This is a genomic window from Fimbriimonadaceae bacterium (assembly GCA_023957775.1).
Lineage (GTDB): Bacteria > Armatimonadota > Fimbriimonadia > Fimbriimonadales > Fimbriimonadaceae > JAMLGR01.
On record JAMLGR010000006.1, the window covers coordinates 1 to 26517 of the forward strand.

The following is a 26517-nucleotide window of genomic DNA, read 5'->3' on the forward strand; positions in this document are numbered from 1 at the left end:
GTCGATGTCGAAGTCCATGTGCGTGTCGTGCGAGCGCATCAGATAGAAGAAGCGCGCCACGTCCCGGCCGCGCACACGTTGGTTCTCGGTGCCCCCATGTAAGCGAATCGCCTCGGCATCTGGGTCGTCGGCCAGCGAAGCCTTGCCGATCTCGTCCATCAAATCTCGGAGCGAGTAGATGTTGCCGTCGCGCTTGCGCATGGGGGCGGGCTGGCCTTCTTTGACGAACCTCACGATCTGGAAGATGATCACCTCGAACTGCTCGGGGCGGTGGCCCGCGGCGGCGACGGCCGCCTTCATGCGGCCGATGTAGCCGTGGTGGTCGGGGCCCCAGATGTCGATCAGCTTGTCGAAGCCCCGCGAAAACTTGTTCTCGTGGTACGCGATGTCCGAGGCGATGTACGTGGGGCGGCCGTCGGCGCGCACCAGCACGCGATCCTTGTCGTCGCCGTATTCGGTCGAGCGCAGCCACAGCGCGCCGTCCTTCTCGAAGGACACGCCGTCGGCCTTCAACTTCTCCAGCGCGGCGGAAACCGCGTCCTCCTCGTGCAGCGACTGCTCGGAAAACCACGTGTCGAACTCGACGCCGAAGTCGGCGAGGTCCTTCTTCTGGCGAGCGATCATCAGCTCCTGCGAACGCCGCTGGAACCAGTCCACGTCCTTCTCGGCCGCGTCGGGATGCCCGGCCAGAACCGAGGCGGCCACCTCCTGCACGTAGTCGCCCTTGTAACCGCCTTCGGGGAAGCTCGAGGCGAGACCGGCGGCCTCGCGCACGTAGTGGCGCACGGACTCTGCGAACAGGCGCATCTGCTCGGAGTTCACGCCGTCGTTGACGTAGAACTCGCGGTGGACGCGGTGCCCGGCGGCCTCAAGCACGCGGCAAAGGGTGTCGCCGAACGCCGCTCCTCGCCCGGAGCCGACGGTGATCGGACCGTTGGGGTTGACCGAGACGAACTCGACGTTAAGCTTCAGAGAAATCTCGGCGGGGGAGCGCTCGAATCCGGCGCCCACCTGAGCCGCGAGCGAACCGAGCCAGGCCGGGTCGAGGCGCAGGTTCAAAAAGCCCGGGCCGGCGATCTCGACGGCGGCGATCGCCTCGTGCGTTCCCAACTCGAGGGCAAGCGCCTCGGCGATGGCGCGCGGGTTCATACCGGCCTGCTTCGCGGCGGTGAGCGCGAACGCGCACGCGAAGTCCCCGTGGTCGGGGTTCTTCGGTTCGGCGATTTCGGGCGTTCCGTACTCGGCCGGGGGCAGGGTGCCGGCGGCGACGAGCGAGGCCACGGCGTCGGCAAGATGGCGGGTGAGAAGCGAGCGGATCAAGGCGCCGAGTTTACCGGGCGTCCCGCGCGAACCGACCGGCACCGAATTCGCGTCGTGAAGGTGAACCCTCGTGATTCGAGTATTCGACTGCTGGCAATCGGTGTGCGTTTGGTCTAGAATGGACGTGCCCGGCGGGGTGCGCGCCCGCGGCCGTTTGTCGGGTCATCGAGGGTGGGAGTAAGAGAGTCAATGGCGTTGCCGCGAGTTCCTTTGGATCAATATCTCCTTCAAAAGGAGTATCTCAAGCCCGAGCAGTTGGACGAGGCGAAGAAGGTCCAGACCCAGACCAAGCAGGACTTGGGCAGGGTGTTGGTCGAGCTTGGCTTTGTCGGCGAGCGCGAAGTGCTCGAGGCCAAAGCCCAGGAGTTGGGCATTCCGTTCGTCGACTTGGACCGGCATTCGGTCGAGAGTTCGGCGATCAACGTCGTGCCGGAGCGGATCGCCAAGAACCACAGCGTCGTCCCGGTCAAGAAAGAGGGCACCAACCTCTGGCTGGCGATGTCCAACACGAACAACATCCAGGCCATGGACGACGTGCGCATGGTCTCCGGGTGCCGCGTGTATCCGGTCATGGCCGTGCCCGGCGCCATCGACGACGCGCTCCGCAAATACTACGGCGGCTCCACAACGAACGGCGACACGCCCGTTGCGGCTCCGATAACCGACGAGCAGTCCAATTTCAACTCGGACATCCGCGGCGCCATCGCGAGCGCCCAGGTGGCGCGCGGGCGGGAAGACGACATCGACCCCGCGGACGCCGAAGCGGAGAAGATGGCGGACCAGGCGCCGATCATCAAGCTCGCGAACGCCTTGATCCAGCAGGGCATCGCCGACCGCGCGTCGGACATCCACGTCGAACCCCAGCAGCGTGCCCTTCGGGTTCGGTACCGCGTGGACGGCGTGCTCATGGAGGCGATGACGATCCCCAAGAACCTCCAGGCGCCGCTCGTCAGCCGCCTGAAGATCATGGCGGACATGAACATCGCCGAGCGCCGCGTCCCGCAGGACGGCCGCATCGAAGTCCGCCACTCGAGCAAGGACTACGACATGCGCGTCAGCTCGATCCCCACGCCGTTCGGCGAGAAGATCGTCATGCGCATCCTCGACAAGTCCAGCGTCATGATCGGCCTGAACAAACTGGGCTTCACCGAGGAGAACCAGCTCAAGATCGAAGAGCTCACGTCGCAGCCGAACGGCATGTTCCTCTGCACGGGACCCACGGGTTCCGGAAAGACGACGACGCAGTACTCGGTCCTCAACAAGCTCAACACGGTCGGGGTGAACATCATCACGGTCGAGGACCCGATCGAGTACCAGCTCAACGGCATCGCCCAGGTGCAGACCAACCGAAAGGCGGGTCTCACGTTCGCCACAGCCCTTCGCTCGTTCCTGCGCCAAGACCCCGACATCATCATGGTCGGTGAAATGCGCGACCTGGAGACCGCCGAGATCGCGATCGAGTCGTCGCTGACGGGCCACCTCGTGCTTTCCACGCTGCACACGAACGACGCCCCCTCGGCCACGATCCGTATGATCGACATGGGCGTCGAGCCGTACCTGATCTCGGCGACGGTCATCGGCGTGCTCGCCCAACGTCTCGGCCGCCGCATCTGCAACAACTGCAAGGAGCCCTACGAGGTGCCGGCGATCGACCTGCGCCGCTTCGGCTTCCAAGTCACGGATCCCGACGAGATGGTCACGTTGCACCGCGGCCGCGGCTGCGAAGATTGCCGGCAGACGGGCTACAAAGGCCGAACCGGCTTCCACGAGCTGATGGTCATGAACGCCGAGATCGCCGAACTCGTCGTGCGCCGCGCCCCGCTGGCGGACATCAAAGAGGCCGCCAAGGCCAACGGCATGAAGGAGCTTCGCGAGGACGGCCTCACGAAGGTCTTGGCAGGAATCACCGACCCGCAGGAGGTCATGCGCGTGGTCTTCACCGCAGGCTTCTAACTCAAACCCATGGATACACCCACGAACACCCCGCAAGCCGCCCCCGGGTTCCAGCTCTCGGAGGACAGCGTCGCCGAGAAGCCGGCCGAAGAGGTCGTCAAGGCCGGCGCGCCGCGCAGCCTCGAAGACCTCCACATCGACGAGCTGCTGCACATCGTCGTCGACAAGAACGCGTCGGACCTGCACATCTGCACGAACTCCGAGCCGATCATCCGCGAGGACGGCAAGCTCAAGAAGCTCAACTTCGAGAAGTTCAGCCCGCAGTCGCTGCAGCGCATGATGTACGACATCCTCTCGGACGAGAACATCAACCGGTTCGAGACGACCCTCGAGCTCGACTTCTCGTATGCGCTCCCGCGCCGCGCACGGTTCCGTGTGAACCTGTACCGCGACCGGGGCGCATGCGCCGCCGCGTTCCGTCTGATCCCCAGCAAGATCCCGACGGTCGGGGACCTGAACCTGCCCAAGGTGCTCGAGAAGATCACGGAGAAGCCGCGCGGCCTCGTGCTGGTCACGGGCCCCACCGGCTCGGGCAAGTCCACGTCGCTCGCGGCGATGATCAACCACATCAACACCACGCGGTCCGAGCACATCATCACGATCGAAGACCCGATCGAGTATCTGCACACGCACAAACTCTCGCTGATCAACCAGCGCGAGCTGGGCGGCGACACCAAGTCGTTCGCCGCCGCGTTGCGCGCGTCCCTCCGCGAAGACCCCGACGTGATCCTGGTCGGTGAAATGCGCGACATCGAGACGATCGCCCTGGCGATCACCGCGGCGGAAACAGGCCACCTCGTGTTCGCCACCCTGCACACGAACAACGCGGCCGAATCGATGGACCGCATGATCGACGTGTTTCCCCCCGGCCAACAGGAGCAGATCCGCATCCAGCTTGCGAACAACATCCAGGCGGTCGTTTCGCAGCAGCTGATGCCCCGCGCCGGAGCGCCGGGCCGCGTGCCCGCGGTCGAGGTGATGATCGCCAGCCCCGCGATCCGCAACCTCATCCGCGAGAACAAAACGCACCAGATCCCGTCTATGATTCAGACCAGTGCCGCCCACGGCATGATCGCGATGGACCAGAGCCTGCGCGACCTGTACCTCAAGGGTTATGTGACGTTGGAGGAAGCGATGACGCGCGCGATCAACGTCGAAGAATTGAAGAAGATGATCAACACGCCGCAGACGGGGACCGCACCCTCGTCGCCGCCGCGTCGCTGACCGATAGGAGAAGAGGATGCCAGTCTACGGCTACACGTTCAGAGATCCCAGCGGCGGAACCCAAAAGGGAACCGCCGAGGCCGAAAGCGAAGAGATTCTTCGCAAGAGGTTTGAGGAGCAGGGGTTCACGATCACCGAGGTGACCGTGATCAAGGCGCGCTCGCCCAAGGCCAAGACGTACGGCCGGGTCAAGCTCGCCCACCTTTCGGTCTTCTGCCGCCAGTTCTCGACGATGGTCGACGCCGGCGTGTCGCTCGTGCGCTGTCTGGACGTGCTGGGCCAGCAGACGCAGGACCCCAAGCTCAAGAAGATCCTCGTCGACATCGGCGAGCGCGTCGAGTCCGGTGAAAGCCTGTCGCGCGCCATGCAGCGGCACCCGCGCACCTTCAGCAACCTGTTCATCGGTTTGATCCGCGCCGGCGAGATCGGCGGCGTGCTGGAGGAGTCCCTCCAGCGCCTTTCGCACTTCTTGGAGAAGGACGTCGAACTGCGCCGCAAGGTCAAGGCGGCGATGACCTACCCGGTCCTCGTTCTCATCCTCTCGACGGGCATCGTCATCTTCCTCGTGTCCTGGTTCGTGCCGCAGTGGGCCGCGATTCTCGTGGACCTGGGGCTCAAGGGCGACGACATTCCCGCCCCGACGCAGTTCCTGATCGACCTTTCGGACACGATCAAACACCGCTGGTGGATGCTCCTGCTGGGCGCCTTCATCATCATCTTTTCGTGGAAGCTGTTCACCAGCACCCGGTTCGGACGCCGCGTGGCGGACCGCATGAAGCTGAAGGTGCCGGTCTTCGGGAAGCTGCACCACAAGGTGTGCATGGCCCGGTTCAGCCGGACGATGGGCACGCTGCTCACCTCGGGCGTTCCGATCCTGCAGGCGATGGAGACCGTCGCGGGCACCGTCGGCAACACGATCATGGCCGACGCCGTCCTCGAAGCGAGGGCGCGCATCCGCGAAGGAGACCGGATCGGCGAGCCGCTGGAAGCGTCGCGCCTGTTCCCGCCGATGGTCGTGCACATGATCGGCGTCGGCGAGGAGTCCGGTTCGCTCGACTTCATGCTGCAGAAGATCGCGGACTTCTACGAGAGCGAAGTCGAGGCGACGCTGCAGTCCCTGACGGCCGCCCTCGAGCCGATCATGATCGTGGGCCTGGGCTTCATCGTCGGTTTCATCGTCGTGTCGATGTTCCTCCCGCTGGTCCGCGTCATCGAGCGCTTGTCGAGCGGTGGCGCCTCAGACGCCTAGACGGGCGCGCTGATGGGGCGGAGACCGAGCCTGAGCCGGGTTCGGTCTCCGCTTTTTTCGTGGTTCCGCGCTTGCAAGCGCGCGGTCAATCGGTTATCGTTGCAAGTGCCGGGTCTGCACGGCGCCAGGGAGGGGAAGTGAGAGGGAAGGAACCGCATGTTTCCTGAGTGGACGTGGCTGGTCGGGCTGTGGCTGGGTGCCACGGTGGGCAGCTTCCTCAACGTCGTGGTCTACCGGACCCCTCGGAACCTCTCGCTCTCGGACCCGCCCCGCAGCTTCTGCCCCAAGTGTCGGCATCCCCTGGGCCTTCCGGATCTCGTGCCCCTGTTCAGTTGGCTCGCGCTCCGGGGCAGGTGCCGCCACTGCGGAGCCAAGGTCGCGTCGCGCTACTTCTTCGTCGAGCTGATCAACGGGGCGATTTGGGCGGGGCTGTGGTACCGCTTCTTCGTCGACGGGCACGACCCCGCCCGGTTCGTGGCGTTCGCTGCGGCCGCGTCGACGCTGGTCGCCGTCGTGTTCATCGACTGGGAGCTCTACATCATCCCGGACCAGGTCAACGCGTTCTTGTGGCTCGTCGGAATCCTCTACAACGTCGCGCTGCTCGCGACGGGCGCGCCCGAGGCGTGGACGTGGGGGATGCCGAGCGCGCTCGCGGGCTGGCTCGCGGGGGTGGGCGCGTTGTGGGGGGTCGCGGTGTTCGGACGCGTGCTGTTCCGCAAAGACGCCATGGGCCACGGGGACATCAAACTCGCCCGGGGCATCGGCGCGGTGCTGTTCCCGCTGTCCGCGTTCGTCAGCTTCGCCCTCGCCATCGTGTTGGGCGCGGTGCTCGGCGTGGTCCAGGTGCTCTTGCTGAAGGGCCAGGGCGACGCGGAGGGAGGGCCGGCCGAAGACGCCGGCGACGAAGGCGCGTGGGAGCCGGAGTCAATCGGCTCGCTCTTCAAGTCGGGATTGGGCTACTTCCTGTGCATCGACATCGTGGGGCTTTTCGTGCCCCGACTGTACGAGTCCTGGTTCGGCGAGCCCGCGTTCGCCGCAGCCGAGGAGATCGAAGAGTTTGAGGTAGAAAGAACGATGATCCCGTTCGGACCGTACCTCGCGCTCGGGGCGGTGGCCACCATGCTGTTCGAGGGACCGCTGCGTGGCTTGTGGGATCGTTATTTCGATTGGGCGTTCGGGGGACCGGCCTTCGTGGAACACTTTCACGTCTTGCTCGGTCATATCCATAGTTGATTGATGGGAGCGTGCGAATAAAGATGACTCGAAAGCGTGCCTTTACGTTGGTCGAGCTACTCACGGTGATTGCGATCATCGCGTTGTTGGCCGCCATCGCCTTTCCGGTGTTGGCTCGGTCCAAGGACAATGCCAACCGCAGTTCGGACATAGCGAACATGAACTCGATTCGGACGGCGTTGCAGCTGTACCGCGTCGACCAGGGGGCCTATCCTCCCGCGCTGTTGGGTTACGCGACGCTTTACGCGACGGGTCCAAACGCCGGGAACGTGATGCCGGCATCCCAGGTCCGTGGCTTCCTTTATCCTCGCCGGGTGGACTCATCCAAGACGTTCCAGCCCGCGTACGCGCGTTACGGAAACGCGGACATCACCACGGCGGTCTGGCCCCCGGCCGACCCGCGGCCGCTGGGCTCGGCGCCGGTGTTGGATCTCAACGGCGACGGTTCGGTGGACTCGAACGACGACGTTGCGGGTGCGCGTCAGGCCTTCGGGCCCTCGGACGTGGTGAAGCGCCCCAACCCGAACAACGCCGCCGAGAACATCGAGAACGACCCCAATCCTACGATCAACGCGTACTTCTACAAGATCAGCGGCTACGACGTGTCCGAGGTGCCCACGGGCGGCGGGGCCTCGCGATGGGAGCTGCGCTATGCGAAGTTCTGGACGACGTGGGGGCTGACCACGGGCGGCGCCGACGACGATCCGCGCCAATTGGGCTACACCGATCCGCCGGACGGCACCGTGGTCACGTGGGACAGCTACTTCCGCGAGTTGGATGCGTCGGGGCAGGCGACCCGCGCGAACCGGGACGTAGTGTTGTTCCTCGGAGGCGGGGCGCGGACGTTCGATTCCAGGGCGATTTCGGAGCGCTCGTGGCGCGTGGTGGCCCGCTGAAGACCGTGGCGGACCGGGGCAGAACAAGGAGCATTTGATGATTCGCAACAGGCGCACGGCTGGAACCACGCTGATCGAGGTCCTGGTGGTCATCGTGATCTTCCTGATCGGCATTCTCGCGGTCGTTCAGGTGTTTCCGGGCGGGTTCAAGGTCTTGCGCGCGACGCGGGACCAGTCGGTCGCGACGGCCCTCTCCCGGGCCGAGATCGAGCGGATCAAGGCGAACAGCGCGCAGTTGCCGGAGATGGTGCTCCCGGTCCTCTACACATGGATAGCGGGCGGGGTCGTGATCTCCGCGGACACCGAGCGCGGGCCGGACGACATCGGTCCGGTCGCCGCAGGGCTCGACCAGAACGGCGTGCTCTACGACGCCTCGAACAACGCGCTGGGCTCTTGGCCGTATCTGAGCGGAGCGAACGTGCAGCGCCGAGTCATCGGCGAAGGGCGCCGCGTGCCCGCGCCGCGCGTCATCGGGGCCGAATACGGCGGCCTGTTGGTGCTTCAGTTCGGGCCGGTGGTGTTCAATCCCCAGTACCAGAGCCTCTTCCAGGTGTATGGCAACGACATGATCGCCCGCGAGGGGGCGCCGGACGCGTTCTCCCGCAGGCGGGACTACCTCTTCTATCTGGAGGACATCGACGACGCCTCGGGGCAACTGTGGCTTCCGAGCGGGCCGACGAACCGCACGTATCGGCTCTCGTTCAGCGCGTGGGTCAGCGAAGGCGGCGACTACTATCGGCACGACGTGGTCGACGCGACGATTCCCGTGCGCGCCAATCTCGGTTGGGTGCCTTTCCAGCTTTCCAACTACGCTCCTCTGGGTGCTGGGGAGACGTACCTGGGCGCTGAGTTCGACTCGGTGCAGGTGCAGCGGCGCTTCGACCAGCTCCCGAGCGGCGTCGGGTTCACCGCGGGCGAGCCTTACGAGTACAAGCTGCTCGATGCGAATCTCGGCCTTCTCCTGTTCAACCCGGCGGGGGCGACGTTCACCGAGCGGCGGCCCGGCGGCAGGAGCATTCCGCTGATGGCCCGGGTGAGCTACGACGTGTGGGACTGGCGCATTCTCCGCGACGAGTTTCGGGTCCCGGATCTCGGCGCCGCGCAGCAGAAGCTCACGCTGGGCAACCTCAAGGTGCTCGGCAACCGAGACGTGGACGGGCTTCGGTACGGGGGCCTTGGTTTCGACGTCGCAGATGGCGCGGGCGGAGTCGAGCCACGCGATTTTGTGCTCGTCGATCTCGACACGGGCGCCGTGGTCACGCAGGACTCGTACCGGGTGGATCGGTCGCTCGGCGTGGTCACGTTCCTCGATGCCGACGGCGACGGCACGAACGGCATCCAAGGGCGCATGACCCTGCCCGGGGCGGCCGCCGCGACCGGTGTCACGCTCGGGGGGCGCAACGTGCGCGCCCTGTACCATGCGGTGGGCGAGTGGTCCGTGCAGATTCTCAAGCCGGCAGCGCTCTACTCGGTCACCGACGCGGTGCCGGTCGGCGTCGGCCAGTACTACGTGGGCCAGACGCCCGACAATCCGGTGGGTTTGCCCACGCGCGTGTACTTCCCGAAGATGGATTTGGGCCGCAAGGTGACGATCGCCGAGGTTTGGTACCGCGACGGCGGCGGCGCGCTCAAGCTGTTGGAGAACGTGGACTTCGTCATTCAGGGCACGCCGCCCGACGCGACGGGGCTGCCCTACATCGACATCCGCAGCGTGGATCCCGGTGCGCAAACGTTCGACTATGCGACCTACGGGTACGCGCTGCGCGGAGTGCGCGGCGCGTCGGTTTCGGTCCGCGTGCTGCACAACCCCTCGTTCCTCTCGCTCGGCGGCAACGCGGCCGACAACATGGCTTCGCTCGAGCAGTGGGGCCGCGACTGGCGCCGCACGGAGACGGAGACGTTCCTGCAGCGGGGTGAGAAATGATGATGCGCAATCGAAGGGCCTTCACGTTGATCGAACTGTTGACGGTGCTCGCGATCACCGGCGTGTTGATGACCCTGATCATCTACCCTGTGATCCAGAGCTTCAACCTCACCCGTTCCGCGCAGGGGTTCTCGGAGGCACAAGACCGGGCGCGCATTCTGATCGATCGGCTCTCCCGCGAAATCGGCAACGCCGCGGGGGTCCGCGCCAACGAAGGGCTCGCCGGGTCCGTGGCGGCCGTCGTGCCCGGCGCGGACGGCCAGCCGGAGACCGTGATCCTGCCCTACACGAAGCTCGACCTCGTCGTTCCCGCGCAAGGCGACCCCTCGGCGATCGTCAACGGGGCGTTCGTCGATCCGAACACTGGCAAAGGCGACCCGACGCTTCGCGCGCCGAAGGGGCAGGTCGTGCTTCCGGCCGCTCCGGGAGCGGCGATCGTCCGCTACTGGGTTGGGCTCCGCCGGCCCTTCGCCGCCGACCCCGGCGATCCCGCCGGGCGCGTGCCTCGCCGCTACGACAACCCCTACGACGGCCTCCTCACCGCGCGCAGCACGAACCGGGACAACCTGTACGTGCTCTACCGCGCCGAGGTGCAGCCGATCATCTTCCAGAACGGGCAGTTCCGCGTCAACACGGCCCTGTTCCTCGACGTGGACAACGACGGCGTGCCGGACGATATCGACGATCCCGCGTTCTTCACGCTCCTTCCCGGCACCGACGTGTCCACCGAGCCGGTCAACAACCAGGGCGGAGCCTTGACGGCGGTCGGTCAAGCCAAGGCGCAGCGGATGCAGAACTGGCTGTCCCGGGCGTCGGTCGTCACCGAGATCAGCCGCTACGACATGATCCGGCCGATCTACGACAAGCGCACGCGCGCCGTGACGTACGACCGCAACGCCGCGAACGTTCTCAACGTGCCTCGGCTCGTGCCGCTGATCCAACTCAGGCCCACGCGGGTGACCAACGAGCCCGCCGAAGGCATGACCGCGGTCCGCCAAGGCCAAGAGGCCGAGGGGATGGATCGGGTGGCTCCCGACGTGTTCCGCACGCAGTACGGAGCGTGGACGAACCCCCTCGTGCGGCTGTGGCCGGCGGGTGCGAGCCCGCGGTACCTCGTCGCCCGCCCCGACCCGGCGGTTCCCGGGCTCAGCATCTTCGCGTACGAACCCGCCCTCGGCCCCGAATTGTCGACGGGTACGGAGCTGTTCGACATCGAGGAGTACGCGAGCAGCGTCGCCCTCAACCGGCGGTTCCCGTTCTCGCGCGCCACCGCCGCGGCGAACGTGAGGTCGGGCTGGCTCGGCAACCAGTCCGCCCGGGACCTTTTCGAACCGTTCGTGCTCGACTCGCGCGGCGGGCGCGTCGTCGCCAGCTTCGAAATCTCCGAAGTCGGGGATGCGTCGCAGCCGGTGGACCCGAACAATCCCCGCAACCTCCCGGTCGTGGCCACAGGGCCCGCGCTCACGCCGAACAACGATCCCGGCCTCGCGGCGGGGGTGTTCTCGGACGCTCAGTACGCCTCGATCAATCGGAAGTTCAACAAGATTTGGAACGACTACCCCGCGCTGCGGCCCAATCTGCACCGGTTCGTCGACCTTCGCGTGACGCCGACGGCCGACGGGACGGCCAGCCCGTTGAATCCGAATCCCGCCGTGGGATTCGATCGCGCGCGGATCGTTCCGGGAAGCGAAGTGGTTTTCGGGCCGGACCAGGTTCCGGGCGCGAACTACGGAGCGATGATCCGGTACACGCGCACAGTGGGCAACCCGGGGCCCAACCAGTACCGCCTCAACTACGTGAACCTCGCCGAACCGACGGATTACACGCTGCTGGGGGTGCCGAACCCACCGGCGCAGTACACCGCCACGGACTTCGTCTCCGCGGTGATCCAGCCCCGGTTCCGTGCGGGGTATCTGCAGTTCAACTCCGATCCCAACGTGCCGTTGCCCCAAGGGAACATTTTCGTCTCGTACAGGTTCCAATTCACGGGAGTTGGCGATGTGGTCGCCGTCGACTACGATTCGCGCGAGATCATGTCGATCTTGCTGACGATTCGCAACTATCCGCAGACCACGCAGCCGGATCCGCAGTCGATCACCCTGAACGGCGCGGCGAAGGTGAGGAACTTCCTACGGTAACGCAATGAGAGCCACCATGCGCAGAGACATTCGAGGGCGTGAGTCGGGACAGACGCTGATCATCGCGTTGATCGTGCTGGGCGTTCTGCTCGTGCTGGGGATCGTGTTCCTCGGCATCATCAGCCGCAACATCAACACCGCGGGAAGGATCCAACAGCGGTCCCGAGCGACCGACCTGGCGGAGGCGGGGGTCCGGTACGCGCACGCGCAGCTCCTCAACTCCTCGGACGGCGCGGATTGGCGCGGGCAACCCACGCCGCCGATCAGCGGCCGCGATCCCGACCTCGAGTACCTGCAGGCGGGCGGCCCCGACGGGCTCGGGTCTTACTTCCGCGTGAGCTTCAAGAGCGGGCGCGCCCTCGTGCGCGTCCGGTACGCGCCCAGCGACGCGAACATCTTCCAAACCAATCCGCAGGGCGCCCTCCGGCAACCGGGCCAGGCGCGCAACTACCTGATGATCGAGTCGGTCGGGCGGCCCGGCCAGGTGCTGGCGAACGACCCGACCACCGTGCTCAACGTGGACCGGACCGAGTCGCGCAAGATGACCGCGTTCGCTTCGATCGGCATCATCGAATCGGCGCGCTTCATCACGAACAAGTACAACGTGTCCACGCCTGCCGAGATCGGTGCGCCGCGCGAACTCGGCGTGCAGACCGAGGGCGTCAACGTCCAGGTGCCCGTGCAGATGGGCCAGCCGACGCCCATGTACAACTTCGGCAATCCGCCGACCCTGGCGGTCACGCCGATCGACTTCGGCGGCAGTCTCTACTCGAACGCCGACATCCTCGTCCACGGCGACGTGCGCGCCGATTTGAACTACACCCTTGGGGACTCGTGGAGCATCGCGGGCGACATTCGCGGGGTGGACGATCAGGCGCGGCTTCTGGTGACCCGTGCGGCGTGGAACACGGGCACCAACACGTGGCAGAGCACGACCACCCAGCTTCAAAACGGAACGAACCCCAGCCTCGACAACCGGAGCGCGGCTTTCGGCACCCTCCAAGGGGTGTTGAAGGACGGGCTGAGCGAAATCGACGCCCAGGGTTTCTCGAGGGGCGTCGCCCGCAAGACGCCGCCTTCGATCGAGCACGTCGACAGCGAAACGGGTCTGAACCGTTACCTCCTGCTCACCCGGGAAAGCGGCCGCTTCTCCGGCAACGGAAACGACGGGCGCTTCGGCCATGGCCGCGGCGTCTACGTGGACAACTTTGCCGATCGCCAGATGCGCGTCGACGAGGAGGGCCGCGCCGAGGCGGGCACCGCGGAGGCCCTCTTCAGCGACTGGCTCAATCCGAACAACCCCAACGGCTCGTGGAAGGGGCCTTTCTACACGCCTCGGGGGGCCTATCTGCAGCTCCTGTCCGACGGGTTCGTGATCGTGAGAGACGGCGGCGCCCCCGGCCGGCAGCGCACGTGGCGGTTCCCCGACGGAACCGACACCAACAGCGGGGCGATTCGGTACCGGATCGGCAACGTGGGCGGCCAGGCGTACATCATCAACTCCTTCACGCCCGGCGGAAACGTCAATGCCGCGAACCCCAACTACGCGGCCGGCGTGCCGTTCAACGGCGTGCTGCTGTTCGAGGGCAACGTCCGCGTGCGCGGCGTGATTCCGGTGGACCAGCAGCTCACGGTCGTTTCCAACGCGACGATCTACGTCGAGGGCAGCATCACGAAAGGCCTTCCGGTCGACGCCGGCGGCAACCGCATCAACCGGCTGAGCCGCTCGATGCTCCTTCTGGCGGCCAAGGATTACGTCGCGATCAACACGTCCCAATTCTTCGGCAACGGCATCGAGGACGTCGACGAGGTGGCCGAGCAGGCGGGCGCGGTCTCGTGGAATGCGGTGAAGATGCCGCTCGGCGGCGGCACGCTCACGCTGCGGGCCGAAGAGTTGCTCGACCCGTCGTCGAGCGCCAATCCCGCGCTTTGGCGGCCGTTCGCCCTGGACTACAGGGAGTTCACCGATCCCGCCGTGGGAATGAACTCGGGTCCGGAGATCGACCAGCTCCTCATGCTCGCCCACTCGATGGAGGACGGCGCCGCGCCTTACTCGTTCGTCTCCCTCGACGTCAATCCCGCGCTGACGACGCCCACGTTCCTCTTTCCGATGAGCGCCTCGAACGCCGCGACGGGGCAGCCCCCCTATCTCAACGGGTACATCACGCCCGGCTACGTGACCCCGAACTACATCCCGCTCTACGGGTTGGGAGTCGAGCCCTGGCAGCGCTTCGCGAAGTTCGAGCAGATCGGTTTCCCGATCGTGCGCCAGACGACGGCCTCCGTGTCGTCGAACACGCTGGTCGCCAGCGCGCCGGAGGGGACGTACCGGCTGCTGCTGCAGGACACCAGCGATCTGGTCTTCCGTCCCAACAACGTGGGCGGCGGCGCGACCAACGCGTGGTATCTCGCCCGGGCGGCGCTCATTCCGCACGACGTCCGCATCGAGGCGTCGATGTTCGCCGAGGAGGGCTCGGTGTTCGTGATTCCCGGACCGCCCTTCAATCCCAACCCCAACGACCGGCGCGACGCCTACGATCTCGCCATCGCCGGGTACGTGGCGCAAGGGCTGCCCGGCGCCCAAGCCCAGGCGCAGGCCAACCAGGACCGCCTCGACTCGTTCGGCGCCTTTCCGGAAATGCCCTTCTTCGGCGAGACCCCGGACGTGCGCGTGACGATCGTGGGGGCCGTGAGCGAGAACATGCCTCCTCCCATCTCCCAGCAGGGCGAGTGGCTCAAGAAGTGGGGCTGGATTCCGCGCAAGTTCGGATCGACGGGCCGGCTCATCCCCAAGACGCACGTCCCGAACGGCTACGACATTCGCGACTCCGGGCCGGACCGCTACGTGCCGAACCTGGTCGTCGTCTACGATCCGGCCTTGGCCACCGGACGAGTCGGCGGATTCGACAACGCCAACGCTGTGATCCGCACCGACGCGCTCGGTCGCGTGCTGCCGCCGTTGCCGCGGCTACCGGTCAGTCCGACGCTGGCCTTCTTCGGAGAGGTGAATCCGTGATGTATCGACGCTTCTGGATGGTCGCCGGCCTGGCTCTGCTCGCCGCGATGACCGGAGCCCAGCCCGTGACGTACGCGCAGCGGGGAACGGAGATACGGGCCGGCGTCTTGCTCGTCGACAGCAACAAGCTCCCGGTGATCAACGTGCCGGCGAACGACACTCCCCACGTTTGGTTCAACCTCGACTCGAACCGGGCCGTCAAACCCGCCGGGCTGAACATCTACAACCCGCGTGCGTCGAGCCAGGTCTCCGCGGCCGTGGAGACCCGCTGGACGCTGATCGCCTCGCAGGTGGGCGGAACCGCTCCGGCCGCCGGCCAGCGCATCACCAAGCGCGATGCCGCGTACTGGGAGGTCCCGCTCAGCGCGGTCGGCGATCAAGAGCTGTCCGATTACGACGTCCTGCTCCTTTCGGGGTACCGGCTCGTTTCCCTGAATCCGATCGAGCGCGAGAAGCTGCGCCGATTCATGGACCTGGGAGGCGTGCTCTGGGTCGATTTCGCCCAAGGGGCGACCCTGGACGGCATCAACTCGTTCCCCGTACCGTTCCAACTCAACGCCACGAACCTCGGACTCGTCCGCAACGCGGATTACTTCCACCCCCTGCTCAGCTATCCCAACGCCGTCACCGAACAGAACCTGGCCGCGATGGAGACCGACGGGGCGCTGGGGTTGGTGCTCACCACGCTCGCCTCGCAGGGGATCGGGCAGCTCGAGCCGATCTTGTCGCCGCTCGAGACGGACTCGCTCAAAATCCGCTCGGTCGTTCAGGACGAGCGCGGCGTCTCCGTCGGCGCCGCCAAAGTGGGCGACGGCTATTTTGTCGTGACCACGCACGGCGTGGCGACGGCGTTGAACCGCGTCGTCAACGCCGCGGGGAACTACGACGTCAACAACCGGTACCAAGCCGCCGACCCCACCGCCGACCGGTCCGCCGAGGGCGCGTCGAAACTGGCGCTCAACATGGCGAGCCTGCGGTCCGCGAACACGCAGCCGGGAGCGGGTTCGCGCAAGGCCGGAACGACTCCCGTGGACATCGGCGCCCCGTTGCTGCAGCGGTTCGAGGCAACTCTGAACCGGTCTGCCTCGAATCTGGTGCACTCCCCGCCGATCGTCTTCAAGGGGGTCGTGGTCATGACCTCGGACGACCGCGTCTACGTGTACGACGCCAATCCGGCGTCCGATCTCGACGGAGACGGCAATCCCGACGATGGCATTGCCGACTACTCGACGGGTTCGAACCTCGACCTCGTTTGGGTCAGCGCTCCGATGGCCTCTCCGATCTCCTCGCCGACGGCGTTCGAGATTCCCAATCCGAGGAACGGCGTCCCGCGCGACCAGGTGGTGGTGCAGGACGCCAGCGGACGGCTCAACGCGTTCGACCTGTTCCCGCTCAACGCCAACGGCCAGATCCAGCCGCTGGCCAACGCGCCGACGTCGTACCAACTGTCCGGGCCCGGTGGACCGTCTTCGTGGGATCTGGGCCTGCCCGGCCGAGGGCCATACGCGCCCACGATGCACGAAGGGCTGCTCTACGTCGCCGACACCCAGGACACCGGCTTCAACAAGATCGGCCGGGTATGGGTGGCGGACCCCAGCGTCGGCCTCAACGTCTCCACGACCGGGACGAGCTGGTCGGTGGGCGGCGCCGGCACGAACTTCATCGGCGACCCGTCGTGGAGTCCGACGGTCGGCTACCTGCAGATTCAAGACAGCTCGGGCGGGCTGGACAAGGTCATGTACGTCCCGACGCGGCCGAATCCCGCGATTCCCGGACCGAACACGACCGCGGGGATCACGAGCCTCTGGCTGGGCGTGCGCGGCGAGCGCGTGTCCCGGCCCGAGGTGAACGGCAACCAGCTCGAACTGCCGACGCGCGCGTCCCTCCAGGGGTTGGACATCTTCCTCCCGGGCGCCGATTTCAAGCAGCTCGGCGTGAAGCTGACCATGGTGCACTCGAACGGCGACCCGTACACCGCGACGGAGATGGCGGACCGCTTCACCGGCCGCATCACGCAGTTCCAGGGCCGTCTGAACGCGGAGTTGACCCCGGCGGGGGTCGGGCTGGTCACGAATGAGATCGACGCGTCCCTGCCGTCGCCTGCGACGGTGCGCGTCGACTACCAGATCGACTGGGGCACCGGCCAGCCGAACGTCACGGCGCAGATCATCCGGGGCCAGTTGTTCCTGCCGGACAACGCCAACAAGAACCGGCGGATCATCCACGGGATCGCGATGGGACCCGACGGCAGCATCTACGTGGCGCATAGCAACCAGATCTCCGGCGGGGCGTTCTACGCCCTGCGCGAGGAGGGTCGCGGCACCTTCAAGCTGCGCTACCGGTACGACATGTACAGGGAGCACTCGATTCGGCTGAACCAAGCCCAGCCGCAGATGTACTCCGAAACGCTGTTCGACACGGACGACCTGACCACGCTTCCCGGCATCGGTGCGCTCTTGGGCGGGCCGATCCAACAACTGCACTTCGACGGCGGCCCGATCGTGCGGGACGGCGTCGTCTACGTGGTGGGAGGCGGCCACAAGGGGACCGGGTTCGTTCAGGTTCCGCTCTCCATCATCCTGGCGTTCAAAGCCGATCCCGCGGCCGTGGAGATCCGAACGGGAGATCTTGCTCCCGGCTTCTCGATCGTCCAGCCCGACATCGCGCGCAGCACGAACCAGGCGATGCCCGAGGTGTTCAACACGCTCCAGCCCAACCAGTTCGTCTACGAGCGGCAGCGCGGGGCGAGTTCGGGAACGATCCGCATCGACAACCTGATGGCGACGACGCGCGGGCCCATGCTCAACGCGCTGAGCACCAGCCAGCCGATCATCATTCGGCGGTCCGGCCAACCGGACGTGCTGATCGAGCCGGACCGGAACGGAAGCACGTGGAGTCCGCTCTCGTGGTACATCGTGCTGCACGGCCTGCGCAACCACAGCCCTTCGTTCGTGAGCGGCAATACCTTGTTCGTGACGGGCTCCAGCTCGTTGCCCAGCATCGTGACGACTGGCTCGCCCTTCCCCGAGCGCGGAATCATCATGGGGATGGACGCCCAGATCACGCCGAACGACCCGTTCCTGTTCTCAAACAGCGCGCGCCCGTGGCTGCACCAGCTCTACCAGCTTCGGAACTCCGGTGGACTCCAGCCGAACCCGGACATCCGCTGGCCGCAAGCGGCGGGAGTCGACTCGTTCGAGACCTGGCGCGTGCGGCTGCTCCAGACCCTCCTCGGCAACTCGACGGACTCCGAGGGCGTGATCGGAGGCGACGGCACCCTGGTCGCCTGGAGCGACGACGGGCTGTTCGGCTTCTCGCGGCAGGACTTCCTCGTGTGCGACGAGGGGCGGCTGCTGAAAGTCGATCCCAGCGGCAATCCCCTTTGGACCTCCGATACGACGCTCAATTCCGGCATCGCCTTGGACGTGAACGCGGCCGGAAACGCGCGGCCGCTCGTTCGGCCGACCAAGGCGTACCCCGTCGGGCAGAACGGGACGCTCATCGTCGATACGGGCGCCAATCGGGTCGTGCGCATCGACTCGGCCGGTCGCGAAGTGCGGTCGATCGAGGCATTGAGTCTCGATCCGACGTATCGCCCGGAAGGCTTCCAGGCCAACGAGAGCGAGCTGCTTCGTCAGCCGCGCGACGTGTTGACCTACACGACGTACGAATCGTCGCCGCCGTTGAGCAACTCCCGGCCCCTCGAGTACTGGGTCCACTACCTGATCGCGGACAGCGGCAACAACCGCTTGGTCGAACTGATCGACCGGTACGACGTGGACCCCGCGACGAGGCGGATCCGCGGCGTGATCCTCGACGCGAACAACAACCGCGCGCTTGGCGTGCTTTGGTGGCACTCGCCGGCCAACGTCTCGGGCAAGCAGTTCGCGTACAACGGATTGGCGCGCGTGTTCAACCAGGCCACCGGGCGCTACGTCTACGCCGCGAGCATCGGCGGATCGCTGCCGACGCGCGTGGACAGCGGCCTCGATGCCCCCTCGACCGATCCGCGATTCGTTCGCGAGAACTCGACGGGCAACGGCGGCGTGGTCCTGTTCGACGGGACCGGGACGGTCGTCGTGAACGAGATCGTGGTTCCCGAGGTGGGTCCGAACGTGTACTGGAATGAGGGTGCCTCGCTGAGTTTCAACTCGCCCCCGGTGCCGATGCACGCCAAGAAGCTCACGAACGTGAACTCGGTGACGATGCGTTACGTGAACTCCGGCGCAGGCCCCGAGATCGCGATGATGATCACGGACTCGACCGGCGTGTACGAAGTCGTGGAGCGAGCGGATCCGCGTCCTCCGTTGACGCAGGACCCGTCCGGGAAGGCGTGGGTGGTGCGTTGGATGCTGCCGCGCGAGGCGTACCGTGTGATTCGTCGCTTCAATGCGCCGGTTGGACAGCCCTGGCTGGGCGTGCCGACGGCCTCCAACCCGCGCGACTTCCGTCCCGCCTACGCGCGCCGGCTCGATTCGGGCCAGGTGCTCGTGGTCAACAGTTGGGGCGGCTTGACGCGTGGCGGCGGATCCTACCAGGGCGAAGTGCTGGAGATCGAAGGCGGCGTCGACGCTTCGGAAACGAACTCCGTGCTCGGATTCGGGTTCACGAAGGTGAATCTCGGCTTTTACTCGTCCAGCATCCGTGCGGAGCTTCCGCCGGTGCAGGGCGCGAGAGGACTTGTGATACCGGTGTTTGCGGACCGGCGCTAGGAAATCGGAATGATGATGAAAAGGCAGATCGGGTTGACGTTGGTCGCGGCCGCTTTGGTGGCGGGCGCGACAACCGCCTGGGCGCAGGATTTCAAGGCGTTCAAGGGCGACAACCAGCGCGTGGGACGCAACGACCTGGCGGCCACCTCCGGCCCCGGGCGGGCCCTCCTGCGCTGGTGGCACCCGAACGTCGCGGATCCTGCGACCGGTTCCGTGCTCATCCGCAACAACACGGCGCCGAACCCCTGGACGGCGACCACCGGTCCTTGGATCAGTCCCGGTCCCGCCGAAGAAGCCAACCTCGTCTTCACCCCTCCTCCCGTCGATCGGGTTCCGCCCGATCCCCTTGAGGACGCGGCGACAGGGTACGCCGCCGACCCGGGGTACCTCTACGTACCGACGATCCCGTCCGCGGTCGGCTCCGACCCGACGATCCCGCAGAACGCCCTCGACCCGCTCGCCACGTTCACTTGGCGCGTCGAACCGGCGGATCCGATCAACCGATTCCCCCAGAGCTATGCGCTCTACGTTTGGCTCCCCAGCGGTCCGACCGACGTGGACCCCGGCCCAGGCGTGACCCTGAGCTATCCGCAACGGTACTTCGTCTACGAGGTCCTCTACGGGACCGGGCAACGCTGGATCGAAGTGATCGACACGTTCGTTTCGGGCGGTGGATGGGTCCGGATCGGCAACGGGGGCGCGCAGACGCTCCAGCGCTTCCCGTACGACGGTGTGAACCCGATCCTCGTGCGTCTGTACAACACCGTGCCGCGCGACGCGTTCGGCGCGTTGACGGATAATCCGGGCGCGACGCTCGTTTACGCCGACGCCGTGAAGGCCGAACCGCAGACCGGCTACTATGCCGCCACGCCGATCGTCGGCATGCACAACGGCGCGCCCGTCAGCACGATCGCGGCTCGGAACGAGCAGTCGGAAGGCGTGCGCGAAGGCGAGTCGGTCACGATCACCAAGGGTGTGGTGACCGCTTACGAGCACGACACGGGCAATGTCCGGTGGACGTTCTCGCCGCTCGACGAGTCGGAGTTCACGGTGCAGCAGGACAACACGAGCGCCGGCGTCGCCGCGTCTCCGGCCTGGATTCCCGAAAGCTTCGCGCCGAACTACCGGGGAACGAACTACCACGCCGCGCCGATCGTCGGCGCCTTGGGCTCGGCCTCCGCGATCACGTACTCGCCCACCCTCGACGACGGGACCTACGAAATCTACGCGTGGCTTCCCGGGGACGGCGGCGGCGAGCAGTTTGGCACCGCCGTGACCTACGAGGTGCACGAGGGCGCGACGACATCGACGTTCACCCTGGACCAGTCCGTCAACGGAGGATGGGTGCGCGTGGGCAACCGCCGCTTTGCGCACCAGGAGTCCACTGCGGACCTCACCGTCTCCGTGCTGAACTACAGCGCGGGAGGCGACGTGGGGCGCAAAGCCTACGCGGACGCGATCCGATTCGTCGGCGCCGCCAACATGGCTATCAACTCCACGCCGGTTTTGGCGACCGCCCGGGTCCGCACGACCAACGGGGGCGCCCCAACGCCCACGGACGTCGTGCTCGTCGCGACGGAGAACGGGCGTCTCTACTGCCTCGACGCGCTCGGCAACGGCGACGGGACCACCAACGTCTACTGGACCTATCCGTCGACTCCGGATCCCGACGACGCGGCATGGACCGACCCCAACCAGGTGGTCGGGGTCGACGGTCCGAACGGGGTCGCCGAGATGCCCATCGGATTCGACCTCAGCTCGGCGCTCGTCCAGACGGTGAGCCCGGGCGGCGTCCCCGAAGACCGCCTCTACATCGGCTCCCGCAACGGGCGCGTGTACTCGATCCATATGGATGGGCGCGGCGACATGGATCTGGCGAGGCGGGTGCCCGGGACTACGACGCGCGCCTGGACCTACCCCAACGACTACCCCGCGGCCGTGCAGACCAGTCTTCTGGGACCGATCGAAGGGTCGGTGGCGTTTGCGGACGTCGCTTCGGGACCGACGATCTACGTGCCGACGACGCAGGGGCGCATGTATGCGCTGGACGCCATCGGAACCGCAGGCACCAAGACGACGTCGGTCCGCTGGCGTTATCCCGCAGCGACGGACGAGACGCTCGGTGCGATCCGGACGACGCCCGCCATCGAGTTCGGCAACATCTACTTCGGAACCGATGCGATCGACGGCGCCCAGGACCCCCGGGGCCAACTGATTGCGCTCGATGCCGACACGGGTTCGCTCCAATGGACCTTCGACGGCACCGCCGGAGTCCCGGCGGGCGACTTCCGCGGTAGCCCGATCACCGTTCCCGCGGCCGAGATGGCGCCGGGGACGATGCCGGACACGGTGTTCGTGGCGAACGAGAATCTCTTCGTGTACGCCGTGCGCGCCTCCGACGGAACGCTTCTCTGGTCGACGGACGAGCTCGGCTCGGGCGTGTCCGGCGCCCTCGGATTCACGCCGATGTCGGTGTTCGACAACTCGGGCACGGGAACGCGGATCGCGGCGCCGATGGTGCTTGTGCCCACGTCGGACGGCCGCTTCTCGGCGCTCTTTGCCCGCGACACGGACCTCAACCGGTTCGGCACCAAGCGCGGCTACGAGTTCATCACGGCCAGCGACTCCCTGACCGCGTCCCTCGCCGTCGGTCGGAACTGGATGTACGGCGCGGACATGGCCGGGAACCTGTACGGGTTTGACAACGACACGTTCAACACGGGCTACATCTCGCCGGGGAACCCTCCGGGACAGCAGACGGTCGTCGAGAACGACGCGTCGGGCGACATCTTCCGCGACGCCAAGATCAAGTTTGTCACCAAGGACACCTACCAGCAGTTGCGGGCCAACCCCCCCACCCTGACGTACGTCGAGTCGGTCGACCCCGGGCGCGAGGTCACCCGCGTCGCGTTCGACTGGGGTGAGACCCTGTACATCCTGGTGTACGACTTCCCCTATCAGATCCAGCAGATTCCGGCGCCCAACGGCGCCACCACTCCGCCGATCGTCAACTACTCCTTCGCCACCGAGGGGGCGGCTATCCGGAACCTGGCGATCGAGAGCAAGCTGTTCGCCGGAAGCAGCCCGAACACGGCCGACTCCGGCTACACCGTGATCGCGTACTCCCTGCAGGGAGGCGGCGCGAACGCGCTGCCGCCGGGACGGGCCCGCGTCAGCGCCACGATCAGCACGACCGCCCTTTCGAATCCCGCGCGGGCGCAGACGATCGCTTTGGACCCGGCGAACTCCCGCAAGGCGTTCGCGATCGGGAACCCGCTGGCGCTTGCCACCGCGTTCGATCCGAGCACGGGGGCTCCCTTGGCGGGGTACGGCATCGGCTACTCGCCGGACGCCTCGCTGCCGGAGAATCTGGTGAACGGATCGCCCGACGTCGTCGGCACGGGAGCCCGCGAGGATCGACTGATCTCAAGCACGGGACTCCTTTCCCATGGCCAGGCCGGATCGAGCCGCATGGCGGTCTACGACCGGAGCATGATGACGCTCATCCTGGGCCCCGGCCGCGGCCTTTCCAACGTGCGCGTGGCCCGCGACGATCTGTCTTGGCGCAACCCGGCGAATGGGTCGTCGGTGGTCAAGCCCCTGCCGCCGCTGCTGTTCCCGAACTTCGAGGATTTGCCCTTCAACCGCCCCAACGGAAGCTTGGACTACCCGGACATGAAGCGGGAAGTGATCTCGGTGACGAAGGACCCGCTGGGCAATGCCGAGAACCCCGTGTTCAGCCCCGTCTCCCTCAATCCGCCGCTGAACGTGGACGAGAACAACCCGCTGCTGCGAACGCTGGTTCCCACCCTCATGGACTTCGAGGTGGCGGTTCCCAAGTTCCAGCCGGCCAACCTCCTGCTGATTCCCGACTCGACCGGCACCAACACGGTGGGCGGCTACACGGGCCGCGTGCAGGTGTACGTCGATGCGAACGGCAACGGCGAGCTGGAGCAGTCCGGCCGTCGCGAGGCCTTCCGCAGCTTCACGCTCGGCGCGGGCGTCGGCATCGACGAGGCGATGAGCATCCCCACGCCGACGCTCGACCTCGGTCCTTTGGCGGCCGCCACCGGCTACTCGCCGATCGCGCCGTACGGGGCGGGCACTCCGTTCAGCCCCTGGGCGGGCGGGGCGTTCAACAACCTCTTCACGCCGTTCCGCGTGTTCAACGACGGCAACGTCAACATGTTGGACGTGCGATTGGCGCACGCGTCAAACGTGGGCGCCGGCGCCCCCCAGCCGTGGCCGATCTTTGCCTCGGGCAACCACGCGTTGGCGTGGTTGGACAGCCAGTGGTACGTGTGGTCGGACATCGATCCGGTGTTCGCGCTGACGTCGCAGGTCATCATCCAGAAGGCCCGCGTCGGGGACCGCGTCTCCACCGAGCTGCTCACGAACCCGCGACGTCGGGACAATCAGAACCTGGGCGTGTCCGCGGGGACGCTCCTGCCCGGGCCGACTCCGGCGCCGCCTCGGATCGCGGTGACGCCTCCGCTCGGCATGCCGGTGGGGACGTACAGCCAGATCATGCGCGTGATCGAGGATCGCAACGGCGACCTGTCGCTCGCGCTCGACGGGACGAACAACGGCCTCGAGCCTTACACCGACCCGACCCTGAACCTCGTGTTCAAGGTGCGCGAGACGCGGCTGACCAACAAGTTCACGACGAACACGGCCCCGATGGTCGACGATCCGTCGGTGATCGGGTCCGGCAGCTTCCAGCACAAGAACGCACAGCCCGCGGCGATGCGCGACCTCAACGGCAACCTCGTGGTGGCGTTCGCTTCGAACCGCCCCGCGTTCAACGCGCCCCAGCCTCCCGCGGCGCCGCTGGTGGACGGTTGGCGGATCTACGTTGGTTCCGTGCGCGGCGCCACCCCTTCGGGCGGCGTTGGGTCCAGTCCGCTGGGGGATCTCGGAGCGTTCGTGCCCGCGAGCAACTCGCAGTGGGTCTCGCAGCAAGTCGGCGCCTATCCGAGCGTTCCCACGCCCGATATCCTGTTCGACGCGCAGCCCGGCGAGACGATCTTGGCGAACACGGTCAAGTTCCGCGATCCCGCGTTCCCGTCGCAAGGCATGGTCGATCCGTTCAGCGGATCCGCGCTGACCACCGTCTACCTGGCGTTCGTCGGCGACGCGGTCAAGCAGACGCCGGCCGGCCTCCAGAACGAGTCCAGACTGATGTTGGCCCCGACGACGGTTTCGGCCACCGGCACGGTCTCGCTGGGGGCGCCCGTGGTGCTTCCCAACGATCCTCGCGTCGAGAAGTCGAATCCCAGCGTGGTCCAGATCGGGTCTCGCGCGATCGTCTACTTCACGTTGGGAGGCACCGGCCACAGCCAGGTCGCCTACGCGACCTACGATCCCACCAACCCCTCGTGGGCCGCCAACGGCGGCTGGAGCCGGACGAACATTCTTCCTCTGGGAACGGGCTTCGAGTCGGCGACCTCCCCGAGCGCTTCGGGCCGCGTCTACCGGGGCGCCCCGGTCTCGGGTCTGGGAACGGGGACTACCATCGTGGAAGTCGCGTTCGTCGGCAAGCTCAAGGGCCGTTCGATCAGCGATGTGTTTTACGGCCGAGTGCGCGTCGACGCCAGGAACGGTTCCTACACCACGGTGTACCTGCCGGAGCGCGGCTTGGACCGGATGACGGCTTCGGGCGAGCCGGGCGTGTACCAGACGGGCGGAGTGGAGTGGAACCCGCGCGACACCATCGCGTTCTACGAGAGCGTCAACGGCGGGCCGTTGGTGGATATCGAGGTTCCCAACACGCGGAACTACGACCGCGACACCAACACGATGAGCTTCGACACGAAGCTCGGCGGGAAGGCGTTTGCGGACCTTTCGCTCGGTCGCCTGACCTTCACGTCGGCGACGTTGCCCCAAGGCGCGGAGCTTCGTGCGACCTACACGCCCCGCTACCTGCGGATCAGCGGCTCGAACCGTGCGGCGGGTCACTCGAGCCCGACGGTGCTGTTCGACAACCGCCTGATCGGGGAGTTCGGTTACTGGGCCCGGCCCAGCAACGTCGCGATCGCCCCGTCGGACCCGGTGCGGCCCGCGCGGCTGGTGTTCGCGTACGGGCGTGGGGCGTCCGGAGAGGGCCAGACGGCGCGGCCGTATGTTCGGACCGCCCGGTTCGGCATCCAGCTCCCGACCGGCGTGCACACGCAGCCCAACGGCACGTTGACGAACTTCCAGGTCATTGGGGCGACGGGCTACTACCAAGTCGACCCGTCGGTCGGCCGTGTGTACTTCACGGATGTGGACGAGAATCGAGCGTTGACCGTCAGCTACACCGGACTCGATCCGTCGACGGGGGCGCAACTGCCCGGGCTTGCGATCTCCACGGTGGTGACGCTGGTTCCGGAGCGCGACGAGACCCCGCTCCCCATCGACCAGGCGGTGAACGAGACGCAGCTCACGGCCTTCCTCGACCCGTTCGATCCGGCACCTGCCGCGCAGCGAAGGCCCGGTCTGATCTGGATGTTCTATACGAGCACCCGGGCAGGCGGACCCGACTTGTACTTCCAGACGATCGCGCCCCGCTTCACCCCGCTCGTTCCGGGCGGATAGGCGGCAAAAGGCCCCTCGAGCGAAACTCGAGGGGCTTTTTTGCGTCCAAACGGCGTCATCGGCGCCCGGATCTCCCCCCGCGCATCGCCAAAGCCGAGTATGATCAGCGTGATGGACTCGTCCCCGAACACCCTTCGCGATGGGTCCCGAACTCCCCGTTTGGCGGCCGTCGGCGGCGCCGTTCCTGCAAACTCCACGCTTTTTTCTTGGGAGCGAACCACTTGCCACGGGTATGGCGTCTTTGATGCGTGGTCGGCTTTCGACGTTGACACCCGT

The 26517-nt window shown here is 66.5% G+C and carries 11 protein-coding genes; 10 read left to right on the forward strand and 1 reads right to left on the reverse strand.

All coding sequences use genetic code 11. From position 1 onward, the window contains the following. The coding region (gene argS / locus M9921_06335) for an arginine--tRNA ligase (GenBank protein ID MCO5296459.1) at positions 1–1320 on the reverse strand (1320 nt) is incomplete at its 3' end. Positions 1321–1509: 189 nt separating this feature from the next. Between argS and tadA the strand changes: the two genes are divergently transcribed. The 10 genes from tadA (at position 1510) to M9921_06385 (ending at position 26241) form a co-directional block, all read left to right on the forward strand. Continuing rightward, entirely contained in the window at positions 1510–3273 is a 1764-nt protein-coding gene (gene tadA / locus M9921_06340) for a Flp pilus assembly complex ATPase component TadA (protein MCO5296460.1), read from the forward strand. A 9-nt stretch (positions 3274–3282) separates the two neighbouring features. Further along, positions 3283–4497, forward strand: a complete 1215-nt coding sequence (locus M9921_06345) for a type IV pilus twitching motility protein PilT (protein ID MCO5296461.1) — start codon at positions 3283–3285, stop codon at positions 4495–4497. Between the two features lie 16 nt (positions 4498–4513). After that, positions 4514–5746, forward strand: coding sequence for a type II secretion system F family protein (locus M9921_06350; GenBank protein ID MCO5296462.1), 1233 nt, complete (start codon positions 4514–4516; stop codon positions 5744–5746). Between the two features lie 156 nt (positions 5747–5902). Further along, positions 5903–6979, forward strand: coding sequence for a prepilin peptidase (locus M9921_06355; protein MCO5296463.1), 1077 nt, complete (start codon positions 5903–5905; stop codon positions 6977–6979). Between the two features lie 23 nt (positions 6980–7002). Continuing rightward, the gene (locus tag M9921_06360) at positions 7003–7875 is read left to right on the forward strand and encodes a type II secretion system GspH family protein (protein MCO5296464.1); all 873 of its coding nucleotides are present in this window, start codon (positions 7003–7005) and stop codon (positions 7873–7875) included. 37 nt (positions 7876–7912) lie between these two features. Further along, positions 7913–9799 (forward strand): type II secretion system GspH family protein, encoded by a 1887-nt coding sequence (locus M9921_06365; GenBank protein ID MCO5296465.1) that lies wholly within the window; start codon positions 7913–7915, stop codon positions 9797–9799. Next, the gene (locus M9921_06370; protein ID MCO5296466.1) at positions 9796–11937 is read left to right on the forward strand and encodes a type II secretion system GspH family protein; all 2142 of its coding nucleotides are present in this window, start codon (positions 9796–9798) and stop codon (positions 11935–11937) included. The genes M9921_06365 and M9921_06370 overlap by 4 nt, the downstream gene beginning before the upstream one ends. Before the next feature lie 16 nt (positions 11938–11953). Continuing rightward, positions 11954–14953 carry a hypothetical protein gene (locus M9921_06375; protein ID MCO5296467.1) on the forward strand — a complete coding sequence of 1000 codons (3000 nt, stop codon included), beginning with the start codon at positions 11954–11956 and terminating at the stop codon, positions 14951–14953. Continuing rightward, positions 14953–19665, forward strand: a complete 4713-nt coding sequence (locus M9921_06380; GenBank protein ID MCO5296468.1) for a hypothetical protein — start codon at positions 14953–14955, stop codon at positions 19663–19665. The genes M9921_06375 and M9921_06380 overlap by 1 nt, the downstream gene beginning before the upstream one ends. A 9-nt stretch (positions 19666–19674) precedes the next feature. Continuing rightward, positions 19675–26241, forward strand: coding sequence for a PQQ-binding-like beta-propeller repeat protein (locus M9921_06385; GenBank protein MCO5296469.1), 6567 nt, complete (start codon positions 19675–19677; stop codon positions 26239–26241). The last annotated feature ends 276 nt before the right edge of the window (positions 26242–26517 follow it).

Bases quoted from the DNA above. Each gene is read 5' to 3' on its own strand.
- M9921_06380 (MCO5296468.1), top strand. From the start codon at position 14,953: ATGTATCGACGCTTCTGGATGGTCGCCGGCCTGGCTCTGCTCGCCGCG.
- M9921_06355 (MCO5296463.1), top strand. From the start codon at position 5,903: ATGTTTCCTGAGTGGACGTGGCTGGTCGGGCTGTGGCTGGGTGCCACG.
- M9921_06360 (MCO5296464.1), top strand. From the start codon at position 7,003: ATGACTCGAAAGCGTGCCTTTACGTTGGTCGAGCTACTCACGGTGATT.
- M9921_06370 (MCO5296466.1), top strand. From the start codon at position 9,796: ATGATGATGCGCAATCGAAGGGCCTTCACGTTGATCGAACTGTTGACG.
- M9921_06345 (MCO5296461.1), top strand. From the start codon at position 3,283: ATGGATACACCCACGAACACCCCGCAAGCCGCCCCCGGGTTCCAGCTC.
- M9921_06365 (MCO5296465.1), top strand. From the start codon at position 7,913: ATGATTCGCAACAGGCGCACGGCTGGAACCACGCTGATCGAGGTCCTG.
- M9921_06350 (MCO5296462.1), top strand. From the start codon at position 4,514: ATGCCAGTCTACGGCTACACGTTCAGAGATCCCAGCGGCGGAACCCAA.
- M9921_06375 (MCO5296467.1), top strand. From the start codon at position 11,954: ATGCGCAGAGACATTCGAGGGCGTGAGTCGGGACAGACGCTGATCATC.
- tadA (MCO5296460.1), top strand. From the start codon at position 1,510: ATGGCGTTGCCGCGAGTTCCTTTGGATCAATATCTCCTTCAAAAGGAG.
- M9921_06385 (MCO5296469.1), top strand. From the start codon at position 19,675: ATGATGATGAAAAGGCAGATCGGGTTGACGTTGGTCGCGGCCGCTTTG.